The following is a 22,544-nucleotide window of genomic DNA, read 5'->3' on the forward strand; positions in this document are numbered from 1 at the left end:
ATCATCGGCTGCCCTCGCGGGCGTTCGGGCGGAAGCGCCGGTCGTAATCGGTCGAGTAGAGCGCGCTGTCGCGAAAATCTTTTGCCTCCAGCGTACGCCCGACTAAAATCAGCGCCGTGCGCTCCAGCTTTTCCGCGCGCACCATGGCGGCGATCGTGGACAATGTGCCCTTGATCACGCGCTCGTCCGGCCATGAGGCACGCCAGACCACCGCCGCGGGACAGTCGGGGCCGTAGGCGGGCAGCAGATCCTCGACCACCTGCTCGATCACATGGATCGAAAGATGGATCGCGAGTGTCGCTTTCGTCTGCGCAAAGGTCGAAAGGCGTTCCGTCTCCGGCATGGCTGACGCCCGGCCCGAGGTTCGCGTGAGCACCACCGACTGCCCGACCTCCGGCACCGTCAGCTCGCGCCCGAGTGCAGCGGCGGCGGCAGCGAAGGCGGGAACGCCGGGTGTGATCGTGTAAGGGATACCAATCGCATCGAGCCGCCGCACCTGCTCGCCCAAGGCGCTCCAGATCGAGAGATCGCCGGAATGGAGCCGCGCCACGTCCTCACCCTTCTCGTGGGCCTGCACATATTCGGCCGTGATAGCGTCGAGGTCGAGAGGAGCCGTGTCGACGATCCGCGCGCCGGGCGGGCACCACGACAGGATCTCCGGTGGCACGATGGAGCCGGCATAAAGGCAGACCGGACAGCGCTCGATGAGCGAACGGCCGCGTACGGTGATGAGGTCGGGCGCGCCGGGGCCTGCTCCGATGAAATGAACGGTCATGAGCCGGTCTCCAAACGCGCGAGGGCGCAGGTGGCGGAGCCCGATGCAATGCGCTCAAGGATGAGTTGTGCATGCGGCCCCGCGGCGCCGAGCGCTGTGGCTTCCGCCACCGATCCGACCCCGTGCGCCGCGATGGAGCGCGTCGATTGCGTGCGCACATGAGGCGCTGCCGCCAACAAGGCAGGTTCGGCAACACGTGCAGCGGCAACATCGAGCCGACGGGCGGCCTCCATGAAGGCGGGCAGGGAGGCGAGCGCCTCGATAGTCGCAAGCTTCCCGAGGGCATCGCGCGTGAACGATGCCCGCTCCAGCGCCTGCTCCACGAGCGCCACGATCTCGTCGGCCTCGACGCTTTGCCTGAACCCTACGCCGGCCACGATCATGGTTTCGTCACCACCCATTGCGTAACGGGCATCGCCGCCCGCCAACCATGCATGCCGCCTACAGCCTCGAGACGCGAGAGCGCCAAGCGCCGCATGGTGCCGCCGTGCCGTGCATAGAGCGTTCCGAGCAAGATCTCGGTCTCCAGCGTCACGGCATTGACGATGAGGCGCCCGCCGGATTTCAGTGCCGTCCAGGCAGCATCGAACACGCCGGGCTCCGACGCGCCGCCGCCGATGAAGACGGCATCCGGCCCCGGCAGATTGGCTAGGGCCTCGGGCGCCTGCCCGATGCGGATGTCGAGGGCCGTGACGCCGAGCTCCTGCGCATTGCGTCGGGCGCGCTCGGCCCGTTCAGCCCGCTCCTCGATGCCGATGCAGCGGTTGCGCGGATGACGCAGGCACCACTCGATGCCCACGGAACCTGCACCCAGCCCGATATCCCACAAAAGCTCACCGGCCTTCGGCGCAAGCGCTGCCAGGGTCAGTGCGCGGATCTCCGCCTTGGTGAGCTGGCCGTCATTCTCGAACCAGGAATCGGGAAGACCGGGCGTGAGCGGAACGATCCGAGCATCGCGCGACGCCACGACCTCGACCGCCACCGTGTTGAGCGGGTCGATGTCCATGATTTCGAACCGGTTCGCGTCCGCATGGCGGATGCGCTCACGCGGGCCGCTCATGGCTTCCAGCACCGTGACCGTCGAGGCGCCCATGCCGCGCGCCTTTAGCAGCTCCGCGAGCTTGCCCGGCGTCGAACTATCCCATGACAGAGTGAGAATGCGAGCGCCCGGTTGCAGGAAAGGGATGATCCGCTCCAGCGCCCGCCCGTGCAGGCTCACGCAGCTGCAATCCGGCAGGGACCATCCCAGGCGCGCAGCCGCGAGGCTGAAGGCAGAGGGCTGCGGATGGCATACAATCTCGTCCGCCGGGATCAGGTGCGCGAGTTCCGCCCCAACGCCGTAATGAAATGGATCACCCGTCGCGAGAACGCAGGTCGGCTGCTCCCGGCGGGCCAGGATCATCGGGTAGCCCTCGGCAAAGGGCGAAGGCCAAGTCTGCGTCTGCGCGGACAAGGGCGCCGCAAGCTCAAGATGGCGCATGCCGCCGATGACGAACTCGGCCCGGTCAAGCGCCGCCAGGGCGGCAGGGGAGAGCCCGGCGCGACCGTCCTCGCCGATGCCGATGATGGTGAGCCAGGGAGCCTTCCTCATGCTCGACTCCGCGTCAGAATTCGGGGAAAAGGAGCACATGCGCATTCTCATTCTGGGCGGCACGACGGAGGCTTCCGCACTCGCGAGGTGTCTCTCCGGACGATCCGAGTTCAGCCCGCTTCTGTCCATGGCCGGGCGCACCAGCGACCCACGACCCCTGCCGATCCCGACCCGCATCGGCGGCTTCGGCGGGGTGGAGGGGCTTGCCCGCTTCCTGGTGGAGGAGCGGATCGAGGCGGTGATCGATGCCACCCATCCCTTCGCGGCCGTGATGTCGCGCAACGCGGCTGAGGCCTGCGCGCAAGTGCGTGTCTCGCTGCTCGCCCTGCGCCGACCGCCTTGGACCGCCCAAAAGGGTGACCAGTGGATCGAAGTCAGCTCGATGGAGGAGACTGTCCAAGCGCTGGGCGATGAACCCCGACGCGTGTTTCTCACCGTGGGGCGTCTTGAGCTCCCGCCCTTCGCGGCTGCGCCGCAGCATACCTATCTTGTGCGCACCATCGAGCCCATCAGGGATGCGCTGCCGGTGCCGCACGTCATCACGATCCAGGACCGCGCGCCTTTCAATGAAGCATCCGAACGAGCGCTGATGGAGCGCGAACGCGTCGAGGTGGTAGTCACCAAGAACTCGGGCGGAAGCGCGACCTATCCGAAGATCGCGGCAGCTCGCGCTCTCGGGCTGCCCGTCATCGTCGTGGCGCGGCCGCAGAAACCTCGCGGCGTCGAGGAGGTTGTGAGCGCGGACGCTGCCCTGGAATGGCTCGAGCGCCATCACGGCCGCACTCCGTAGAAGCGCGGCGTGTAGACATAGGGTGCCTTGTCGTCAGAGCGCTCGATGAGCTTGGTGGTGCTGGCGCCGATGGTCACGACGGTGGACATGTCGGCCATGGAGGCTTCGACCTCCGAGAGCGGCACGATCCTGATCCGCTCGTCCGGCCGCATCACGGCTCGTGCAAGGATGATCGGCGTGTCGGGACCGCGCGTCTCCGCCACGATCTTGAAAGCGGCGCCGAGCTGCCAGGGCCGAGCCGAGGAAATCGGGTTGTAGAGCGCCACGACGAAATCCGCCGTGAGAGCGGCGCGCAGCCGCGCCTCGACAACGTCCCACGGCTTCAAATTGTCGGAGAGCGACATGACGCAGAAGTCGCCCCCAAGTGGCGCGCCCACGCGGGCCGCCGCCGCAAGCATGGCCGTAATGCCGGGCTCGACGCGGATGTCGAGGCTGCGCCAGGCAGGATCGCCATTGTCGACAGCCTCGAACACGGCCGCCGCCATGGCGAACACGCCGGGATCGCCGCCGGATACCACAGCCACGCGTGCTCCTTTCGCGGCAAGATCGAGGGCGAAGCGCGCGCGATCAAGCTCGACCCGGTTGTCCGATGAATGGCGGCGCTGGCCTGCCCGCTCCGGAATACGGTCGACATACGGCCCGTAGCCGACAAGATCGGTCGCGGAGGCGAGCGCCTCCGCGGCGGCGGGGGTCAGATAGCGCGGATCGCCCGGGCCCAGGCCTACGATGGTGACGAGGCCCGTCATACGCGCCTCCCTTGACCCGGCACGATGATGAGCGAGAAATAGGGAGCGTCGAAATCCTCAGGCATCTCGGGAAGTGGGATGATCTTCTCTTCCGCCATTGTGGCGCGCTCCACATAGATCGCGCGCTCCAGAAGGCCTGCTGTGCTGAGTGCAGCACGAACCTTCGGCAGGTTGCGTCCGAGCTTCATCACCACGGCGGCATCGGTGCCGGACAGGCGCCGCGTCAGCTCCGCTTCCGGCAATGTGCCGGGCACAATTGTGAGCACGTCGTCGCCCCAGGTGATCGGCGCGCCAGCGCGCGTCCAGGCGCCCGACATGCCCGACACGGCCGGCACGACTTCTGTCGGCACCTTGTCCTTGAGACGCCACCAGAGATGCATGAAGGAGCCGTAGAAGAAGGGATCGCCCTCGCTAAGGACAGCAACTGTGCGGCCTGCCTCGATCTCGGCGAGGAGCCCTGCTGCCGCTTCCTCGTAGAAGGGATTGAGAGCGGCCGCGTAATCGGGGTGATCGGCGGGAATTTCCGTCGTCACCGGATAGACGAGCGCGATCTCCCGCTCAGGATCCTCGCCGACGATCGCATCCGCGATGGTGCGTGCGCTGCCGCGCCGTCCACGCTTGCAGAAATGAACCAGCCGGTCAGCCGTTTCCAGAATCCTGCGGGCGCGCACGGTCATGTAGTCCGGATTGCCGGGGCCGAGGCCTAAGCCGAAGAAGCGGATGGTGTCGTTCGCCATATCCACCTCACTCCACCGGGTTCGCAAGGGCATTGACGGCCGCCGCCGCCATGGCGCTGCCACCGCGTCGGCCGTGGACCACGAGGTACGGCACACGCCCGTCGCGGGCAAGCGCCTCCTTGGACTCCGCCGCCCCGATGAACCCGACCGGAATGCCGATCACGGCGGCGGGCTTCGGCGCGCCGGCATCGAGCAATTCGAGCAGATGAAAGAGCGCGGTGGGCGCATTGCCGAACACGACGAGCGCGCCTCCCAGCCGCTCGCGCCACAGCTCCATGGCGGCGGCCGAGCGGGTGTTGCCGAGCTCCATGGCGAGTGCTGGAACGCGCGGATCGTCCAATGTGCAGATCACCTCGTTGTTCGCCGGCAGCCGCGCCCGGGTGATGCCGTTCGCCACCATCTTGGCATCGCACAGGATCGGCGCGCCATTCTTCAGGGCGGCTTCCGCCTTTGCAGCGAAATCGGCGGAGAGATCGATGTCCTTCGGAAGATCGGTCATGCCGCAGGCATGGATCATTCGCACGGCGACGCGCTCGGCGGTGCCCGAGAAACGTGAGAGATCCGCCTCTGCCCGGATGATCGCAAAGGAGCGGCGGTAAATTTCCGCGCCTTCGCGGATGTAGTCGCGAGCCTCGCTCATCGCGGGCTCTCCGGGAACGCACGGCGCAAGGAATCCGTGGATGTCACAGTCGATAAACGGAGCATGATCTCGTCAATGGAGTGGTGAATGGATGAAGCATCGCGGGTCGAGCCGTCCGGCACGACGTCGTAGCGGCCATCGCCGCGGGCCACCAGGGTGAGGTCCGCCTTGCCGGGGTGAGCGCAGCCTTTCGGGCAGCCTGAGACGTGAAGGGTTGCTCCGTCTCGGAGCACGGTTCCGCAGGACTCCGCGATCCGCAGGGCATCGGCGGGAGCAGCTGTGAGACCGTTGCCGCAATCGGGCTGGCCTGGGCAGGCGAAAAGGGAGAGGCGCGGATCGGCTGGATCTGTGATGAAGCCAGCACGGCCGGCCTCGTCGATCAAAGCGCGTACGTGCTCGTCCGCGATCTTAGGCAGCAGAAGGCCAAGCGTGAAGGAGAGGCGGAGTTCACCACTGCTGAAGCGCTCGCTCCAGGCAGCAACCTGTATCAGCTGCTCGGTGTTGCAGCGACCGAATGGCAGGGCGAGGAGAAGTGCGGATTTCTTGTCGAGGGACAGCACACCCGCGCGAGGACCCGCTGAACGCAAGGTCGGTTCGACAGCCGTGCTGAGAGCAGCGCGTGCCGCAAGCTCCCGCACAAGATCTGGCTCAAGATCACGCAGACGCCGCGCCTCGGCCACGCTCCTGCGCCGCAGTTCCGCGAAGCCTGAAAGCACCGTGTGAACGGCTTCCGGCGTGCGGCAAAGGGTCGACGTTCCGATCCAGCGCGGGCCGTTGGAAGAAGAGATCGCAAAAGCAATGGTGTCCTCACCCATCGCCAGCAGATGAAGATCCGCACCGAGAGTGTCGAGGGGCATCGCCGCGCCACCGTCGATGGTGACGAAGAACTTCGCAGGCAGATCCTGGATGGCACCTGCCGCATTCTCGATGGCTTGCGCCAGGGCGAGAACATCGCACCTCTCGAGCGGATCGAGGCCGGCCGCGGGCGACAGCACCGTGAGGCGGTTCGGTCCATTGCCTTCGGGCTCGGCGAGGCCTCCGCGCTCAAGGAGGGCGAGCAGGGCCGGATAAGTATCCTCGCGGACACCGCGTATCTGCAGGTTGCCACGCGCCGTGATGTCGAGATGGCCGTTGCCATAGTCACGCGCGGCCTGCGCGATGAGCCGAGCCTGATCGGCCGAGACCCTGCCGGCAAAGGGATGCAGGCGTACGAGCAGGCCGTCGCCGGTCATCATCGGGCGGCGCACGCCCGGGCACCAGCCTCGGCGACGCAGGATGTCGGCTTGCGCGCTCATTCGGCAGCCTCCTTCCGGCCATCTTCGAAGAGGGCTGCAACAGAATTGAGGCGGCTCTCCCACAAGCCCCGACGACGCGCATCCGCCAAACGATCGCGGATTGCCTGCGCGGCAGCCGGGTTGGCGCCGGCGATCTGCTCCCAGATGGACTCATCGGCAAGCAGGGCCGTGAAAACGAGATCGAGAGACGTGGAGGAAACGGCGTCTGTGGTCGCAGCAAAAGTGAAAAGCGCATCCACCCCTTGCGCGATCTCCGCCGCGCCGCGCCAGCCGTGGCGCAGCTGGCCGGCGATCCAGCGCGGGTTCGTCAGGCGGCCGCGCACGAGGCGGTCCACATCTTCCGCAAGGGTGCGAGCCTTGGGTGCCTGCGGCCGGCTCGTGTCGAGGCTGTAGAGGGCAGGATTCGTGCCCATCGTCTGCGCGGCTGCCGCGAAGCCGCCGATGGCATCCGCGGCGGAATCGCCATCGAGGATGTCGCGCTCGGCCACGTCGCTCACATGCACGAAGGCTTCCGCCTGTTCAACACGCTGCGGAAAGCTCTGATCGGCCCGAGCCTCGCCGCCGGCACCGAAAGCGTGGGATGTGCCTTCGAGATAGGTGCGGCCGAGATCGCTTCTGTCTGACCATTCACCATCAAGCGCCTGCGCCGAGACGCCCGCGCCGTAGGTGCCGGGCGCAGAGCCGAACACGCGGGAGAGCGCCTCGCCCCGGCGGCGTGCGGCGGCAAGCTCGTTCCACTCGTCGTCCTCGTTGAGCGCCGCGACGGCGCGGGCTGCCTGATCGAGGAGGGCGATCTGGTCCGGGAAGGTGTCGCGGAACGCGCCGGAAACCCGCACCGTCACATCAGCGCGGGGCCGGTCGAGGAGCGGCGCTGGCACGATCTCGAAGCCGGTCACGCGGGTCGAGGCATGATCCCAGGTCGGGCGAACGCCCATGAGGGCTAGGGCATGGGCGATGTCCTCGCCGCCGGAGCGCAGCGTCGGCGAGGCCCAGAGGTCCATTACGATCCGGCGCGGCCAGTCGCCCTGCTCCTGCAGGTGGCGGCGCACCACTTCGGCGGCTGCGCGCCAGCCGAGTTCGGTTGCGGCACGGGTAGGGATCGCGCGCGGATCGAGGGTTGCGAGGTTGCGGCCGGTGGGCAGCACGTCCGTCTGCCCGCGCGAGGGTGAGCCAGAAGGGCCGGGCACCACGAAGCGGCCGTCCAGCGCTTTCAGCAACCCTTCGCTCTCACCTTTGGCGCATGTCTCGAAGCCATGCGGCGCATGACCGAAGACATGCAATCCATCGCGGATCGTCACCTCGCCGAGATCGCAGAGATGCGCATCGAGGCGGGTGAGCGCCTCGTCCATCGGCATTCTGGCATCGACGCTGCAGGCGGCAGCGAGGTCGCTTGCCTGCGCGCGCTCAAGAATGTCCTGCGCCACCAGCTCCGCGCGTCCGGGGTGGAGCACCTGGGCTGAGGAAAACTCTTCCACCAGCTCGCGCAGCGCTGCGGCCTCGCCGTGCAGACCGGCCTCGGCGGTCTGAGGCGTAAGGTGCCCGATGGTGACGGCGCCGATGCGGCGCTTGGCGGGTGCCGCCTCACCGGGATCATCGACGATGAAGGGATAGATGACGGGCACCGGGCCGACAGCGAGGCGCGGCCAGCAGATGGCGGACAAAGCCACCGCCTTGCCGGGCAGCCACTCGGTGGTGCCGTGGGTGCCGAGATGCACCAGGGCGTGGATTCTCTCCAGAGCCCTCAGGCCGCAATAGAAGGCGAGATAGCCGTGGCTCGGGGGGCATTCGGGGTCATGGTAGAATCCCTTGCGATCCTGTCCATGTCCGCGATCGGGCTGCAGGGCGACGAGCACGTTGTCGGCACGACTGGCACGGAAGCGGAAAGCGCCGTGCGAAAAGGCAGGATCGTTCTCGGCAAGCCCCCAGCGATCATCGATGGTATCACGCTGTTCGCGTGGCAGCGTATCGAGCCATGCGCGATAAGCGGCAAGAGGAACCTCGAAGGTTTCCTCGCCTTCCGTGAGACGGGGCATCAACCCGTCAGCGGTGAAATCCCGCTCGGCCAAGTAGCCCGCTTCGCGCAGCAGATCGAGGATCGTGCAGGCACTCGCCGGTGTATCCAGTCCCACCGCGAAGCCGGCGCGGCCGCCGCGTGCCGGGTAGTCGGAGAGCACAAGCGCGAGCCGCCGTTCTCGGCGTGGCGTGCAGGCGAGTCGCACCCAGGCGGCCGCCATATCGGCCACGGCATTGATCCCGGCTGCATCCGGAGCTTGCACCCGGCGGGAGAAGGCGAGTGCCGGATCGGCGGCCTCCTCGGCCTTGAACGATACAGGACCTGCCGCAATGCGGCCGTCGAATTCAGGCAGGGCGATCTGCATGGCGAGATCGGCGGAGGAGAGGCCTCGCGGCGAAGCCTCCCAGGCATCCTTGGCGCTGCCGACAGGGATTGCTTGCAGGATCGGGCAATCGGCTTCGTCGAGCACGAAGCTGTCGTCGTCCCGCGCCGAGAAGGCGGTGGTCGTGACGATGATGTCGGGACGGCGCGTTTGTATTGCCTGTCGAACAACCGCGACGGCTTCCGGATCCTTCAGGCTCGACACCGCCAGCACGAGGGTTTCGATGCCGCGCTCGCGGAGCGCTGCGGACAGATCCTCAATGGCCTGCGTGTCGCCAGAGAGCACGGCGGAGCGGTAAACGATAAGATAGGCGAGGGGGCGCTCGTGGGAGATGCAGGCGAGGGCAGATTCAGGCTCTGCAATGCCGCCGCCTTCGATCCCACAGACCTCATCCTGAGGAGCAGACGCAGTCTGCGTCTCGAAGGAGCGTCCAGAGTGCACTGGAGCCTCCTTCGAGACGCCGCTGGCGAGGCTCCTCAGGGTGAGGTCGGAGTGGTGGAGCGGGGGAGCCCATGCGAAGGCGCGGGGTGCTGCGCGCGGCGGCTCGGTGGCAGCATTTACTTCGCCGATCTCCATGCCGATATGTGCGAGTAGGCGGCTCATGTTGTCGATGCCGCCGGCCTGGAAATAAACTTCGATCTCGTTGCAGAGCGTCTGCGGAACGGTGGCGTAGGCGGCAAGCCTCGGGTCAGGGCGGTCGTCGCCCGGCAGCACCGCGAGCTTCACGCCATGAGAGCGGCACGCCTCGGACAGCCGCTCCAACCCATAGCGCCAGTAATCGAGCCCGCCGAGGCAGCGCACGAGAACGAAGCGAGCCTTCGCTGCCGTCTTGTCGATGTAGAGATCGACCGAGAGAGGATGGCGCAGGCGGCGCAGGGATGCGAGGCGCAGCGACGGGCCACCCGCCTTCAGCCGATGGGCCGCCGCCAGCGCGCCGAGGTCACTGTCCGCAAACGAGAGGACGACGGTATCCCCCGGAGGCTGCTGGAGGTCGATGGCCTCCTGGCCTTCCTCGAGGGAGATCGTTGTGACCGGAAGGAGGTGCATATCATCCCGCGCGCAAGGCGGCTTCGACGGCTTTCACGTCGAAGCCTTTCAGGCCGATCACCACCATGCGTCCGTCGCGTGCTTCGCCCGCCTTCCACGGCCGGTCGAAGTGATGCGCGATGCGCTGGCCGACGCCCTGCACCACGAGGCGCATGGGCTTGCCCTCCACGGGTGCGAAGCCCTTGATGCGCAGTACGCCCGAAGCCTCGGCCGCGCGCTCGACGCGGGCGACGAGCGCCTCCGGGGTCGCAACGGCATCGACGGGGATCGCGATGCTCTCGAAATCGTCGTGGTCGTGATCGTCCTCCGTCTCGTGATGGGAGGGGCGGGCGTCGAGATCGGCCTCCGCCGCGGCGCCCATACCGATCAGCACGGTCGGGTCCACCTTGCCGTGAGCGGCCTCGATCACCTTCACGGCGCGGGGCAGGTGCTCGTTGATCTCGGCCAGAACCTTGCCCTTGTCGCCCGCTTGCATCTGGTCGATCTTGTTGAGGATGATGAGGTCGGCGCAGAGCAACTGATCCTCGAACACTTCCTCCAACGGATTCTCGTGATCGACGGAGGTGTCGGCTGCGCGCTGGGCTTCGAGCGCATCCGGATCATCGGCAAAGGCGCCCGAGGCGACGGCGGGGCCATCGACCACGGCGATCACACCGTCGACCGTCACACGAGAGCGGATGTCTGGCCAGTTGAAGGCACGGACCAGCGGCTTCGGCAGGGCGAGGCCGGAGGTCTCGATCAGGATGTGCTCTGGAGGGTTGGGCCGATTGAGCAGGGTATTCAGGGCAGGGACGAAATCGTCCGCTACCGTGCAGCAGATGCAGCCGTTGGGCAGGTCCACGATGTCGTCCTGCGTGCAGCCTTCGATGCCGCAGCCCTCGATAAAGGAGCCGTCGAAGCCGAGATCGCCGAACTCGTTCACGAGAACCGCCAGCCGGCGTCCGTTCGCGTTCTCCAGCAGGTGCCGCACCAGGGTGGTTTTCCCGGCGCCGAGGAATCCGGTGATGATCGTGCAGGGGATCTTCGAGAGATCGCTCATGAAAGCCTTGCCTTTCGGCGGCGTGTCTCAAGCCGCGCTATTTGTCTTGAACGGAGGAATGCGGGCGACCACGCCCTTGCGGAACGCCTCAGGCCGCTCGCGCCAGGGCACGAGGCCGTCCGAGGTTGCTGCATAGCGGCGCAGGCCGTCGAGAATGGTCTCCACCGAAGTGTCGGCGCTCAGGTCGCCGTAGATATAGGTCCAGCGACCGGGGCCGGAGACCGCGATGGTACAGGGGCGCTTGCAGACCGAGAGGCACTCGACCGGCTCGACGCGTACGTTCGGCGCATCGGAGTGTGAGAGCGCTTCGGTCAGCGCACGATGAAGGATCGCACCAGGCCGGAGCGCCTTGTCGTCCGGGCCACCTGCCTGACGGCAGGTGACGCAGACATGCAGGCAGATCTCCTCAGGGGATGAGGTCATCGCTCGTGAGCCGATCCGCTCAGGCGAAGGCCGGCAGGGCGAGGAAGGCCGCGCCTGTGACCGCAACGGCGAGGCCAGCGAGACGAAGCTGGGGTGCAGGCGCGGCGAACGAACCCTTCATCACAAAACGGGCCGCCAGGGCAATACCGGTGGTGAGCACCGTCTGAACCGCCACGAGACCAATGAGGTAGGCAGAAAGTGGCGAGGTTTCAGCGCCGATGATCGACTCGCCAAGGGCATAGCCATGCACCGCGCCGCCGATGGCAAAGAGACCGGCGATCAGCGCATAGGGAAGGGTGGTGCGGATTGTGGCGGCCAAGCCGATGGCGACAACGCTCAGCGCGACCAGCGCTTCGGTGTAAGGCAGATCGAAGCTGGCGAGGTGCAGGCCCACACCGGCGGCCATGGCCACAACCCAGAAAGCCGGAAGAGTGAGGCCGCGGGCGAAACGCGAGGCGACGAGGCCGACACCCACGAGGGCGGCGAGATGGTCGAGACCGATGACGGGATGGCCGAGGCCCGAGAGCAGGCCCTGCGTGAAGGTGGCCGGAATCATGCCTCCCATGGGGTGGTGGGCGAGGGCCGGGGTCGCGGCCGCAAGGCCGGTGAGCGTCAGGGCGAGGAGGCGGGTCTTGGGCAGAATGGTCATCGTTCTCTCCGTCGGGAGACTCAAAGGTCAAGAGTCTGGTGCGCTTCCACGGACGGAACCGAACGACGGGAGGTCATTCGACTACGGTCACCGTCGGCACACCCCGTCCGACAGACCCGATAGAAGCTAAGGCTGACGGCAGGTCTCCTGGCTCGCGGGTCGATGCTTTTCGCCGCCTTCCCGGGGTTGGATCCCAGTGGCATGTGGAGCGAAGGCTCGCCGCTTACAGTTGCGGGGGCAGCCGCGGTGTCTCACCGCATTCCCTTTTCACCCCGTTGCCGGGGCACCGTCATCACCATGCTTATCTGGCCGGGAAGGATGTTTCAAGTCTGGGCGTCGCGCATGGCCGGCCTTGAAATCGGGTCGCAGCCTGTTCATGGTGCGGCCCTTCCACAGGAAAGCAGGCCGGGATGTCCCAGGACGAAGAGGCGCGCCACCGCGCCAAGATGATCAAGCGCAAGGAAGTGCAGGACCGGGAGGTCGCCTCCAAGACCGTCGAGAAGGGGCTCCTCATCGTCCATACCGGCCCCGGCAAGGGCAAGTCGACGGCCGCCTTCGGGCTGATGCTCCGGGCGCTCGGGCGCGGTTTCCAGGTGGGCGTGGTGCAGTTCATCAAGGGTGCCTGGGAGACCGGGGAGCGCATGGCGCTGGATCGTTTCAGCGATCAGGTCGAGTGGCACACCATGGGCGAGGGCTTCACCTGGGAGACCCAGGACCGTTCCCGCGACGTGGCGGCGGCCGAGCGCGCCTGGGAGAAGGTCAAGGAACTGATGGCCCGCGAGGACATCCGCCTCCTGGTGCTCGATGAGCTCAACATCGCGCTGCGCTACGAGTATCTCGATCTGGCCGAGGTGGTCGAGACCCTGAGGCAGCGCCGGCCCGATCTTCACATCGTGGTCACCGGCCGGAACGCTAAGCCAGAGCTGATCGAGGCGGCCGATCTCGTCACCGAGATGACCCTGGTGAAGCATCACTTCGCCGCCGGCGTGAAGGCGCAGGAAGGCGTGGAGTTCTAGATGCGCGCCCTCATGGTGCAGGGCACCGGCTCCAATGTGGGCAAGTCGCTCCTGGTGGCGGGCCTGTGCCGGGTGTTTGCGCGAAAAGGGCTCAAGGTCCGGCCGTTCAAGCCTCAAAACATGTCCAACAATGCCGCCGTCACAGCCGATGGCGGCGAGATCGGCCGCGCCCAGGCGTTGCAAGCACGCGCGGCGGGCGTGGCGCCCAGTGTCCATATGAATCCAGTGCTCTTGAAGCCCCAGAGCGAGATCGGCTCGCAGGTGGTGGTGCAGGGGCGCGTCGTCGGAACGGCGAAAGCGCGCGAATACCAAGCCTGGAAGCCGCGCCTGATGGAAGCGGTGCTCGACAGCTTCGGGCGGCTCTCGAACGAAGCTGACCTTGTTCTCGTCGAGGGCGCGGGCTCGGCGTCGGAGGTCAACTTACGGGCTGGCGATATCGCCAATATGGGCTTTGCCCGCGCGGCGAACGTGCCCGTGGTGCTGGTGGGTGATATCGACCGCGGCGGCGTGATCGCGAGCCTTGTCGGCACAAAGGCGGTGCTCGATGAGACCGATGCCGCGATGATCCGTGGCTTCATCGTCAACCGCTTCCGGGGCGATCCGGCCTTGTTCGACAGCGGCATGCAGTTTGTGGCCGAACGCACCGGCTGGCCCGCGCTCGGCCTCGTGCCGCACTTTGCCGATGCCGCGCGCCTGCCGGCGGAGGATGGGCTGGGATTGCGGCGCGAGGGGCAAAAAGGCTCGGTCGTGATCGCCGTGCCGGTCACGCCGTGGATTTCGAACTTCGACGACCTCGATCCTCTACGTGAGGAGCCGGGCGTGGAGGTGGTTCTGGTCGAACCCGGCGAGCCGCTCCCGGCGAGGGCCGCTCTTGTCCTGCTGCCCGGCTCCAAGACCACCATCGACGATCTCCTCTTTATTCGCCGGCAGGGCTGGGACATCGACCTCAAGGCGCATGTACGCCGGGGTGGGCGGGTGCTCGGCCTGTGCGGAGGCTACCAGATGCTTGGGACGCGCATCGACGATCCTTCCGGCATCGAGGGTGAGGCGGGCCGCTCCATCGAGGGATTGGGGCTTCTCGACATCGCGACCGTGCTGACGGCGAAGAAGCGGCTGGAGGCCGTGACAGGCACCACGGTTCCCGACGGCACATCGCTGTCCGGCTACGAGATGCATATCGGCGAGACTTCAGGACCCGACGCTCTGCGGCAGCCCTTCGCGCGACTGACGAGCGGGCAGGCGGACGGCGCAGTCTCGGCAGATGGTCGCGTGATGGGCACCTATGTGCACGGCCTCTTCGCGGACGACCGGCAGCGCGCTCGGTGGCTCAGGCTGCTCGGAGCCGAGACGAGCGATCTGGCCTATGAGACCCTGGTCGACGATATCCTCGACCGCTTCGCCGATCATCTCGAAGCGCATCTCGACTGCGAGCGGCTGCTGGCAATCAGCGCACGATGAACCACGCCAGCAGGGCCAATCCTGCGGCGAGACCGAAAAGAAGCGCGCAGGCCGTACGATAGAGCTTCAGCGTCAGGTCGATGTCGTCGGCTGTTGCTTCTGCACGCCCGTCGCCCATCCAGCGATCCTCGACGCGTACATCGCCATAGACGCGCGGTCCCGCGAGCCTCAAGCCCAGCGCTCCCGCCATCGCGGCCTCGGGCCAGCCTGCATTGGGCGAGCGGTGATGCGAGGCGTCGCGCCGAACGGCGCGCAGGGCGTCGCCTGGGGAGGCGCCTGAGTTCAAGGCCGCCGCCGCAATGATGAGCAGCGCCGACAGACGCGAGGCGGGGAGGTTCACGAGATCGTCGAAGCGGGCGGCCGCCCAGCCGAAGGCCTCGTGCCGGGGCGTGCGGTGGCCGATCATGCTGTCGGCGGTGTTCCCCGCCTTGTAGAGCGCGGCACCCGGAAGCCCGCCGAGCCCGAGCCAGAAGGCGGGCGCCACGATGCCGTCGGAGAAGTTTTCCGCCAGACTTTCGATGGCCGCGCGGGAGACGCCTGCCTCATCGAGGCTCTGCGGGTTGCGGCCTACGATCATCGACACGGCCTTGCGTCCTCCGTCGATTCCACCTTCGCGCAGTCCCTTCGACACAGCCGCCACATGCTCATGCAGGCTGCGCTGGGCAATCAGGCTGCCGGCGAGGATTGCCAGAAGGAGAATACCGATGAGACCGAGCGGCAGGAGGAGCGCGCTCAGCACCCAGGCCGCCAGCCCTGTGACGGTGAGGAGGATCAGGAGGGCCAGGATGCCGGCACTGCGTCGCTGCGCGAAGGACCAGGCCTCCCGGTTCAAGGCTCGGTCGAGCCCTTTGATCAGCCGGCCGATCCAGGTGACGGGATGCCCGATCGCCGTGTAAAGGCGGTTGGGATAGCCGACAGCTGCCTCCGCCGCGAGGGCGAGGCTTAAAAGAAGCAGGCTGTCGGAAAGGATCATGGGTGAATCGGATGAGTGAGGCGCGGATCTGGCACGGGGGCGATCTGGACGAGGCCCGGCGGCTGTTTCCGCAGGCGCCCGAGCCGTGGATCGACCTGTCGACGGGGATCAACCCCATAGCCTATCCGGTGCCCCCCTTGCCAGCCTCCCTGTTTGCGCGGTTGCCGTCGCCGGCCGATCACCGGGATCTCGAGGCGGCCGCCGCTGAGGCCTATGGAGCTGAAAGCACCGCCACGGTGGTCGCGGCGCCCGGAACGCAGGTTCTGATCAGCCTTCTGCCTCATCTGCGGGCACCCTCCCGCGTGGCCATTCTGGGGCCAACCTATGCGGAGCACGCTCATTCATGGCGCAAGGCCGGTCATGACGTGGCCGAGATCCCGTCTCTGAATCGCCTCGATCATGCGGATGTCCTGGTCGTGGTCAATCCGAACAATCCCGACGGCAGGCTCCTCAAACGCGAGGCCCTGCTTCACCTCGCCAAGAACTTTCGCCTACGCGGCGGCTGGCTCGTGGTGGATGAAGCCTTTGCGGATTTCGACGCCGGCGAGAGCCTCATGCCCGTGCTGCCGTCCAACGCGATCATCCTGCGGTCCTTTGGCAAGACCTATGGTCTGGCGGGGCTGAGGATCGGTTTTGCGGTGGCGCCGGAGCCGATCACGATAAAGCTGAGATCGGCGCTGGGTCCCTGGGCGGTCTCGGGCCCTGCCATCGAAGCCGGGCGAAAGGCCCTTCGCGACCGGCAATGGCTCGATTCTGCCCGGGAGGCCCGCACTGCCGATGCTCGCCGGTTGGACGCTCTTTTGATGCACGTGGCAGAGGCGCCCCTGCAGGGCACGATCCTCTATCGCCTCCTGGAGAGCCCTCGAGCGGGCGAACTCTTCCGGGCTCTCGGAGACCGCGGCATCTGGGTCAGGCGGTTTCAGGATAGGCCGCACCTGCTGAGGTTCGGGCTGCCCTGCACGGACGCGGAATGGAAGCGTCTTGAGGCAGTCTTGGACAGCTTCTCTTAAGCAGAGCCTCCGGCTTTTACATTGCGCGGAAAAAAGAAAAGCCGCGGCCAGTCGTAAAACTGGTTCGCGGCTCTCACCGTGTCTGCCCCCGCCGACACGAAAGTCTTATAAATTATATATTTGGTTGAGTTCTTTATAATCGTTCCGTCTCAATGCGAAGATCTATAAGCTGATTTGCTGGTTAATAGGAATAGTGGAAATTACGTAGGTCGCTACATTCAGGCTTATACTTCTGCGTGAACGCGGCTCAAAGTAAACTTGGCCATTCGTCTCATCGTAACGCGAATATAGGGCCCAAACCCTTCAGATATCCGGATTTCTGTCCCACCCGGATCATGATTTTCGACTTTCGCGAGAACAGCCACACCTCAAATGACAGCACGCCGGCACTTACCGCGCAAAGTGTCGCACCTCTTCGATTCAAGGGGCTGTTCGGGAGCGACCAGCAGGCCGCAGAGGGGAGAATGTCTCACTTCGTCACTAATGGCCGAAGCGATGTGACGGGGTCTCGATGACCGGGTTCATCAAAGGAGGAACCAGCCGTTAGCGCCAGAGTTCAGCCCTCTACATGGCCTTGACGGAGAGCACTCATGAACACCCGAAGCTGGACGGCGCTGGCGCTTGTTGCGCTTGCCGTTGTGGTCGTCTTCTTCGCGCTTCGCGAAACGCACTCCGACCCGGAGAACGCACCCGGCCGGGCCGCCAGCCAGGAGACGATCAAGCCCATCCCGTCCAATCCGGATACGGTCGCGCCGCGCTGACCGGGGTGATTATCGCCGTGCCTTACCGGCTCAGGCGCTTCGAGTTGGCACGGACTTTCCTGCGATATCCCTTGACGATCTTATGAGCGGAGCCGCCGGTAGCGAGCACGGCTGCCGCTTCCGTGAAAGCCGTGATCTTCTCCGTCACCATGAGCAGGTTCTCCGCGTGGGATCCTTGGCCCATGGCGGCTTGGGACATGCGGGTCCAGATCACAGCCTGCGCCTCAAAGGCCAGCATCGTGGTGTCAGTCGCAAGCTTCATCCAAGGTAAAAGCATCGGAACTCCTGAGGCGCTTCTCTCAATCGATAACATCGAGCGCCGGCATCTTGATCCTCTCGAATCCGGAAAGTTGGACCACATCTCCCCCAGGAGAGCAGGTTTCGCTCGAAAGAGTGGGGGGCGATTCAGAGTGAATTTCAGCGATGCACGCTGTCGTTTAACATACGTGTATATAATGAGGGGCCGCCCCTCAGGTCCAGAGTTATCGAGGGGAATGTCTTGCCCCGCTATTATATCGACATCAGAAGTCACCTCGGCCTCGAGGAGGATCCGAGCGGTGTGGAACTGCCGGATATTGCAGCTGCCAAGTCTGAAGCTCTGAAAGTGATTCAGACGCTTCTGAGCAGCTGGGCCTCCATGCAGCCGAGCTACGGCGACGAGATCTTCATTGAAATCGTCGGCGAGGATCTTCGCCCAGTGCTGATCATTCCGTGCTCCGACGTGAAGATAATAAAGCAGTGAAGGCTGCGTAACGGTTCGTTGGCGAACCGGCATAGCGCAGGAAGCCCTTCAGGTGCGCCCGAAGCAATAACGAGGCGTCATGAGTGAGATTGGGCCCTGAGGCAGTCCTCAAGGCCCTTTGGACTCACTGCGCTAGTTGTTGCTGGCCCAGCCGGACAGAGCAGTCTCGGGAAACTTGTCGGTGGGCACGGCGACCTGCACGGGAGCCGGAGGTCTTGCTCTCGTCATGCACTCGCGCATGTGGTCCTGGCGGGCCACCTTGATGATCTCCCGATAATCCTGGCTGGATTTGTTGCGGGTTCTGTGGATCAGCCGGGTCTCCTTGTAGCACGCATCCCAGCGCGCTTTCCCATCGGGGGTAGAGGCCCATCCTCCTTCCTGAGCGTAGGCATTCATGGAGATAAGGGAGGCTGCTGCAAAGACACACAAAGTCGAAAAACGCATATCGGTGCTCACGTTGTGAGTATCGGCTCACTTCACGAACGATAACCTTTTTCGGCCCTGAACGTCCCGTCGAAGGGGCTAGGGCAAAAGGCTATCTACTTTTGCGTTACCGTCTGAGGAGGAATAAATGGGCCTGGGCCGCTGAGCCTGGCCTAGGGCAACTGGCAGCAGATGAGGAATGCCGTCACAGCAGCCACGAGCGCCGTGGCCATGAGGCCCCGGTCGACGAGATCATGGGGACCCGTTCTGCGGACCAGCGCGCGCCTGATCAAAGCCCAGCTCTCGATGCAATTGACATAGGTTGAGCTAGATGTAGCAGCGGAGGCCATCGTCAACCTCGCTCCCTATACGACTAACAGCTGATCTTCCGCGCCTCGCTGAGAGCACCAGAGACAATTGGGCTTCCTGATCGGCTTGAGAGGCCGGGCTGCATCGAGCCAAGCCTCGAGCATCGTCAGCATAGAGCAGCCGGTTTCGTGCGGATAGCGCGGGCTCCTTGCCTTTCAAGCGTCATCCCTTTGGAACTGCCCAAATGACCTATCGTTTACCCATGTGAGGTATGTCTGTGACGAGGTGGCGATCCCCGATGTGGGCCCAGCGATCATCGTTCGAGCATATGAGGCAAGGCAGTGACGGAGCTGAAAACGATCAAAGAGGCTGTTACGGCCTCCACGCGCGATGAGGAACTGGCCTCGGCGACCTGTTATGAAGTCGAGGCTTACGTGAAGCTCTGGCCGTTCGTTTTCCTGGTCAACGACTGGGAGATCTGGAACGGGAGCAAGAGAGCGCTCAAGCTTCAGGTCGTTCGCTGGCTTGAGGACGAAGGCGGGCCGTACGACTTCTTTCATATCCGAACCGGCTTCGGCCTCATGGGCTTCAAGGATCAAGCCGCGGCCAGAAAATTCGAGCTGCGGTGGTCAGGCGGATCACAAGCAAAGCCGGTCTCAAATGGAGATTGGAACCCGCATCCCCTCAAGAGCACCTTCGAACCAGTCCACGCGAATTAGGCTGCATCTTGGGAATCTGATCCTTAATCTTGGGCGGTGTTTGCTCCGGCCCACTTTTGAAAGACCGGAGCCGATGCAGCGCATATTTGAAGGCTTGACGTAGCAAAAAAAGCCCCCTATCTCAGCGCCACCACGGACGTTGATCGGCGACACTGACATGGCCTGAGGCCTCGGCCCAGAAACGCTTGCAGATCAGCAGCTTCGGTGGGGGATAGTTTAATGGTAGAACAGCGGACTCTGACTCCGTTAGTCTTGGTTCGAATCCAGGTCCCCCAGCCATCTCGCACTCCAGTCGCTTAGCACTCCCTCGTCTCCCGCGGGTCTGACCCCCTTCAACAAGCAGTGCCTGCGATGACGCGACCATGTCGGACATGGCCCGATCAGCAAGAACGCTGCTTCTGCGCCAGAGATCTCAGCCTTCGAAGCGCCTATCCTCCTGCGCCAGCCTTGACTCTCTTCTGATCCATGTGCGCTCCCGCACTGCTTGGTTTCGGCGAAGAACTACAAGGAACAGCCCCGCTGGAGCGGCCGATACCATCGATCGATATGGAGTTGCTTTTTCGGACCGTGGATTCTATTCCAGATCACCGGGGATGACTTAACGTTAGATTGTTCAAAGGAAAGATTTTTTTATGGCCATCAGGAGAGTGAACAGCAAGGGCGTGGCCGTCGGTACGTCTGGAAATGACACGGTCTACGGTAACAACCGTGACAATGTTCTCGGAGGCGCTGGGGGAAATGACACGCTTTGGGGCCGAGGCGGTATCGACATCATCGATGGCGGATCGGGCAACGACAAGCTTTACGGTGAAGCCGGGAATGACATTCTCGTCGGTGGTCTGGGCCAGGATACGCTGGTTGGAGGCTCTGGATATGACTTCTTCGGCTTCGATGCCAGACTGTCGAGCAGCAACATCGATGTGATCGATGATTTCAGCGTCAAATACGACTCCATCCTTCTCGATAAGAAGATCTTCAAGGTATCCGCCGACTCGAAGGGCTACATTAAGTCGTCCGCTTTCTGGACGGGTTCCGCTGCACACGATTCCAACGATCGTATCATCTACGACAAGACCACAGGTGCCCTCTACTACGATGCCGACGGTACGAATCCGAAGGCTGCGGTGCAGTTTGCCGAACTCGATGCGAATCTGCGACTGACCTACAAGGATTTCGGTATCCTGTAAGGCTCAAGTCCAACTTTCTTTCGTGGGTCTACCCGACCTCGAACTAATCATTCCTCACGCCGCCTCCGGGCGGCGTTTCCATGTCAAGGCCGGCTCTCGCGGCGGCCTCGTCCTCGGCATCCGCCGCGTCAGCCGCCATCCGCTCGTAGCGGTCGAGGGCGCCTTGGAGGATGTAGGCGGCGGCCATCTTGTCCACCGCATCGGCCCGCTTGGCCCGGGAGGCGTCCGCGTCGAGAAGGGTGCGGGTCACCACCATGGTGGACATGCGCTCGTCCCAGAACAGGATGGGCAGGGGGAGGAGCGGCTTCAGGTTGCGCACGAAGGCCCGGGTGGCCTGGGAGCGGGGGCCCTCCGTGCCGTCCATGTTGAGGGGCAGCCCGAAGACGAACCCGCCGACCTCGTAGCGGGCGGCAAGATCCTTGATGCGGCCCACGTCGGGGGTGAACTTCGCCCGCTTGATCGTCTCCAGCGGCGTTGCGATCCGGCGCTCCACATCGGAGAGGGCGAGACCGATGGTCTTGGTGCCGAGGTCGATCCCCATGAGGCGGGCGCGCGGAGATAGGCCGTCGATGAAGGCGATCAGTTCATCGTCCTTGGAAATCATGGGCGCCTCCTCATCCAGCGTGCCGGAACACCCGCAGTATAGAGGAAGTCGCCCGGCGTCGAGATCAGGCGGCGCTGCTGGTCAGATCGGGAGAGGGCGAGGCGGGGCTCGTATGACCTTTGAGTGGCGGCAACGCTTCGCCGGTGCCCCGGAACAGGTGGCAGAACTCGCGGGCGAGGTCGAGGGAGACGGTTGAGCCCGCCTCGTGCCGTGCGTCGCCGGGTTCGCGGACGGTGAGGCGGCGGCCCTGGCCTGCGTCGACATAGAGCAGATGGTTCTCGCCCAGTTCCTCCACCAGCTCGACCCGGCCGCTCAGCGCGCCCTCCGGGCTGATCCTGAGATGGTCCGGCCTGATGCCGAGGGTGACGGAGTCACCGGCCTGCACGCCGTCGGGCTGGACCGGGACAGACAGGCTGCCGCCGCCCGGCAGGCTCACCAGCACCTCGCTTGGGCCGACGCCGGCGACCTGGCATGGGATGAGGTTCATCTGCGGCGATCCGATGAAGCCGGCGACGAACAGGTTCGCCGGGCGGTGATAGAGCTCGAGCGGCGTGCCCACCTGCTCGATGTGACCTGCGTTGAGCACCACGATCCGGTCTGCGAGCGTCATGGCTTCCACCTGATCGTGCGTCACGTAGATCATGGTCGCGCGCGTGTCGGTATGGAGCTTGGCGATCTCGATGCGGGTCTGCACGCGCAACGCCGCGTCGAGGTTGGAGAGCGGTTCGTCGAACAGAAACACCTTCGGATCGCGCACGATGGCGCGGCCAATGGCGACGCGCTGGCGCTGGCCGCCGGAGAGCTGGCGTGGCTTGCAGTCGAGGAGCGCCTCGATCTGCAGCAGGCGCGCGGCCTCGCGCACCTTGGCGTCGATCTCGGCTTTCGAGGATTTCGCCAGCTCCAGCCCGAAGGCCATGTTGTCGTAGACGTTCATGTGCGGATAGAGCGCGTAGGACTGGAACACCATGGCGATGCCGCGCTTGGCGGGCGCAAGGTCGTTCACCCGCTCGCCGCCGATGAAGAGATCGCCCGCCGTGATGTCCTCCAGCCCAGCGATGAGGCGCAGCAGCGTCGACTTCCCGCAACCGGAGGGGCCGACGAAAACCACGAACTCGCCGTCGCGGATGTCGAGATCGACGCCGTGGATGACCTTCGCCTTGCCGAAGGATTTCTGGACGTTCTTGAGGACCACGTCAGCCATGCATGTCTTCCCG

24 protein-coding genes, 1 tRNA gene and 1 riboswitch are annotated in these 22,544 nt (G+C 65.0%); of the genes, 9 read left to right on the top strand and 16 right to left on the bottom strand.

The genetic code is table 11. From position 1 onward, the window contains the following. Position 1 precedes the first annotated feature (1 nt). Genes cobM through cbiE form a run of 3 tightly spaced genes read right to left on the bottom strand, consistent with a single transcriptional unit; the run spans position 2 to position 2,366 of the window. Positions 2–775 (bottom strand): precorrin-4 C(11)-methyltransferase, encoded by a 774-nt coding sequence (cobM, locus tag JKL45_RS09495; protein WP_201860892.1) that lies wholly within the window; start codon positions 773–775, stop codon positions 2–4. Further along, positions 772–1,176, bottom strand: a complete 405-nt coding sequence (locus JKL45_RS09500) for a cobalamin biosynthesis protein (protein ID WP_201860893.1) — start codon at positions 1,174–1,176, stop codon at positions 772–774. The genes cobM and JKL45_RS09500 overlap by 4 nt, the downstream gene beginning before the upstream one ends. Next, positions 1,155–2,366: a precorrin-6y C5,15-methyltransferase (decarboxylating) subunit CbiE gene (gene cbiE / locus JKL45_RS09505; protein WP_246498437.1), complete on the bottom strand. Its 1,212-nt coding sequence runs from the start codon at positions 2,364–2,366 to the stop codon at positions 1,155–1,157. Before cbiE ends, JKL45_RS09500 begins: the two co-directional genes overlap by 22 nt. Between cbiE and JKL45_RS09510 the strand changes: the two genes are divergently transcribed. After that, positions 2,365–3,156, top strand: a complete 792-nt coding sequence (locus JKL45_RS09510; protein WP_246498438.1) for a cobalt-precorrin-6A reductase — start codon at positions 2,365–2,367, stop codon at positions 3,154–3,156. The two genes, cbiE and JKL45_RS09510, sit on opposite strands and share 2 nt — an antisense overlap. Here the strand turns inward: JKL45_RS09510 and cobJ are convergent. Genes cobJ through JKL45_RS09550 form a run of 8 tightly spaced genes read right to left on the bottom strand, consistent with a single transcriptional unit; the run spans position 3,138 to position 12,128 of the window. Further along, a complete protein-coding gene (gene cobJ / locus JKL45_RS09515; RefSeq protein WP_201860896.1) occupies positions 3,138–3,902 on the bottom strand; it encodes a precorrin-3B C(17)-methyltransferase in 765 nt (254 codons plus the stop codon). The genes JKL45_RS09510 and cobJ overlap by 19 nt on opposite strands. Beyond that, positions 3,899–4,639 carry a precorrin-2 C(20)-methyltransferase gene (locus tag JKL45_RS09520; RefSeq protein ID WP_246498439.1) on the bottom strand — a complete coding sequence of 247 codons (741 nt, stop codon included), beginning with the start codon at positions 4,637–4,639 and terminating at the stop codon, positions 3,899–3,901. The genes cobJ and JKL45_RS09520 overlap by 4 nt, the downstream gene beginning before the upstream one ends. Before the next feature lie 7 nt (positions 4,640–4,646). Continuing rightward, on the bottom strand, positions 4,647–5,279 hold the full coding sequence (locus JKL45_RS09525) for a precorrin-8X methylmutase (RefSeq protein WP_201860898.1): 633 nt from the start codon (positions 5,277–5,279) through the stop codon (positions 4,647–4,649). Then, positions 5,276–6,574: a precorrin-3B synthase gene (gene cobG / locus JKL45_RS09530; RefSeq protein ID WP_201860899.1), complete on the bottom strand. Its 1,299-nt coding sequence runs from the start codon at positions 6,572–6,574 to the stop codon at positions 5,276–5,278. The genes JKL45_RS09525 and cobG overlap by 4 nt, the downstream gene beginning before the upstream one ends. Then, on the bottom strand, positions 6,571–10,017 hold the full coding sequence (gene cobN / locus JKL45_RS09535) for a cobaltochelatase subunit CobN (RefSeq protein WP_201860900.1): 3,447 nt from the start codon (positions 10,015–10,017) through the stop codon (positions 6,571–6,573). The genes cobG and cobN overlap by 4 nt, the downstream gene beginning before the upstream one ends. Before the next feature lies 1 nt (position 10,018). Further along, complete coding sequence (cobW, locus tag JKL45_RS09540) at positions 10,019–11,056, bottom strand: cobalamin biosynthesis protein CobW (RefSeq protein WP_201860901.1); 1,038 nt, start codon at positions 11,054–11,056, stop codon at positions 10,019–10,021. 27 nt (positions 11,057–11,083) lie between these two features. Further along, a complete protein-coding gene (locus JKL45_RS09545; RefSeq protein WP_201860902.1) occupies positions 11,084–11,479 on the bottom strand; it encodes a DUF1636 family protein in 396 nt (131 codons plus the stop codon). A gap of 19 nt (positions 11,480–11,498) precedes the next feature. After that, positions 11,499–12,128 (bottom strand): HupE/UreJ family protein, encoded by a 630-nt coding sequence (locus JKL45_RS09550; RefSeq protein WP_201860903.1) that lies wholly within the window; start codon positions 12,126–12,128, stop codon positions 11,499–11,501. 120 nt (positions 12,129–12,248) lie between these two features. Next, positions 12,249–12,434: riboswitch (cobalamin riboswitch) on the bottom strand. Between the two features lie 104 nt (positions 12,435–12,538). Here JKL45_RS09550 and cobO point away from each other — a divergent pair. Together cobO and JKL45_RS09560 are read left to right on the top strand one after the other, a co-directional pair. Continuing rightward, positions 12,539–13,144: a cob(I)yrinic acid a,c-diamide adenosyltransferase gene (cobO, locus tag JKL45_RS09555; RefSeq protein ID WP_201860904.1), complete on the top strand. Its 606-nt coding sequence runs from the start codon at positions 12,539–12,541 to the stop codon at positions 13,142–13,144. A 12-nt stretch (positions 13,145–13,156) separates the two neighbouring features. Next, a complete protein-coding gene (locus JKL45_RS09560; protein ID WP_201861013.1) occupies positions 13,157–14,602 on the top strand; it encodes a cobyric acid synthase in 1,446 nt (481 codons plus the stop codon). On the opposite strand, the gene cbiB is transcribed toward JKL45_RS09560, so the two are convergent. Next, entirely contained in the window at positions 14,589–15,575 is a 987-nt protein-coding gene (gene cbiB / locus JKL45_RS09565; RefSeq protein WP_201860905.1) for an adenosylcobinamide-phosphate synthase CbiB, read from the bottom strand. The two genes, JKL45_RS09560 and cbiB, sit on opposite strands and share 14 nt — an antisense overlap. An 11-nt stretch (positions 15,576–15,586) precedes the next feature. Here cbiB and cobD point away from each other — a divergent pair, with 11 nt between their 5' ends. Further along, positions 15,587–16,585: a threonine-phosphate decarboxylase CobD gene (gene cobD, locus JKL45_RS09570; protein ID WP_201860906.1), complete on the top strand. Its 999-nt coding sequence runs from the start codon at positions 15,587–15,589 to the stop codon at positions 16,583–16,585. Positions 16,586–17,175: 590 nt separating this feature from the next. After that, entirely contained in the window at positions 17,176–17,346 is a 171-nt protein-coding gene (locus JKL45_RS09575; protein WP_201860907.1) for a hypothetical protein, read from the top strand. 22 nt (positions 17,347–17,368) lie between these two features. Here the strand turns inward: JKL45_RS09575 and JKL45_RS09580 are convergent, their stop codons facing one another. Then, positions 17,369–17,623: a hypothetical protein gene (locus tag JKL45_RS09580; RefSeq protein ID WP_201860908.1), complete on the bottom strand. Its 255-nt coding sequence runs from the start codon at positions 17,621–17,623 to the stop codon at positions 17,369–17,371. A gap of 222 nt (positions 17,624–17,845) precedes the next feature. Between JKL45_RS09580 and JKL45_RS09585 the strand changes: the two genes are divergently transcribed. Then, on the top strand, positions 17,846–18,088 hold the full coding sequence (locus tag JKL45_RS09585; protein ID WP_201860909.1) for a DUF6894 family protein: 243 nt from the start codon (positions 17,846–17,848) through the stop codon (positions 18,086–18,088). Positions 18,089–18,220: 132 nt separating this feature from the next. Here JKL45_RS09585 and JKL45_RS09590 read toward each other — a convergent pair whose 3' ends face one another. Further along, on the bottom strand, positions 18,221–18,532 hold the full coding sequence (locus tag JKL45_RS09590) for a hypothetical protein (protein ID WP_201860910.1): 312 nt from the start codon (positions 18,530–18,532) through the stop codon (positions 18,221–18,223). A 629-nt stretch (positions 18,533–19,161) separates the two neighbouring features. Here JKL45_RS09590 and JKL45_RS09595 point away from each other — a divergent pair. From JKL45_RS09595 to JKL45_RS09605, 3 genes are all read left to right on the top strand, one after another. Next, positions 19,162–19,539: a hypothetical protein gene (locus tag JKL45_RS09595; RefSeq protein ID WP_201860911.1), complete on the top strand. Its 378-nt coding sequence runs from the start codon at positions 19,162–19,164 to the stop codon at positions 19,537–19,539. Positions 19,540–19,744: 205 nt separating this feature from the next. Then, positions 19,745–19,818: transfer RNA gene (locus JKL45_RS09600), tRNA-Gln, on the top strand. A 353-nt stretch (positions 19,819–20,171) separates the two neighbouring features. After that, positions 20,172–20,726, top strand: coding sequence for a calcium-binding protein (locus tag JKL45_RS09605; RefSeq protein ID WP_201860912.1), 555 nt, complete (start codon positions 20,172–20,174; stop codon positions 20,724–20,726). Between the two features lie 43 nt (positions 20,727–20,769). Here JKL45_RS09605 and ruvX read toward each other — a convergent pair whose 3' ends face one another. Then, entirely contained in the window at positions 20,770–21,330 is a 561-nt protein-coding gene (gene ruvX / locus JKL45_RS09610) for a Holliday junction resolvase RuvX (protein WP_201860913.1), read from the bottom strand. Positions 21,331–21,394: 64 nt separating this feature from the next. Continuing rightward, on the bottom strand, positions 21,395–22,531 hold the full coding sequence (locus tag JKL45_RS09615) for an ABC transporter ATP-binding protein (protein WP_201860914.1): 1,137 nt from the start codon (positions 22,529–22,531) through the stop codon (positions 21,395–21,397). Positions 22,532–22,544 lie beyond the last annotated feature (13 nt).

The sequence above is a fragment of the Microvirga soli genome, from assembly GCF_016734765.1.
Classification (GTDB): domain Bacteria; phylum Pseudomonadota; class Alphaproteobacteria; order Rhizobiales; family Beijerinckiaceae; genus Microvirga; species Microvirga soli.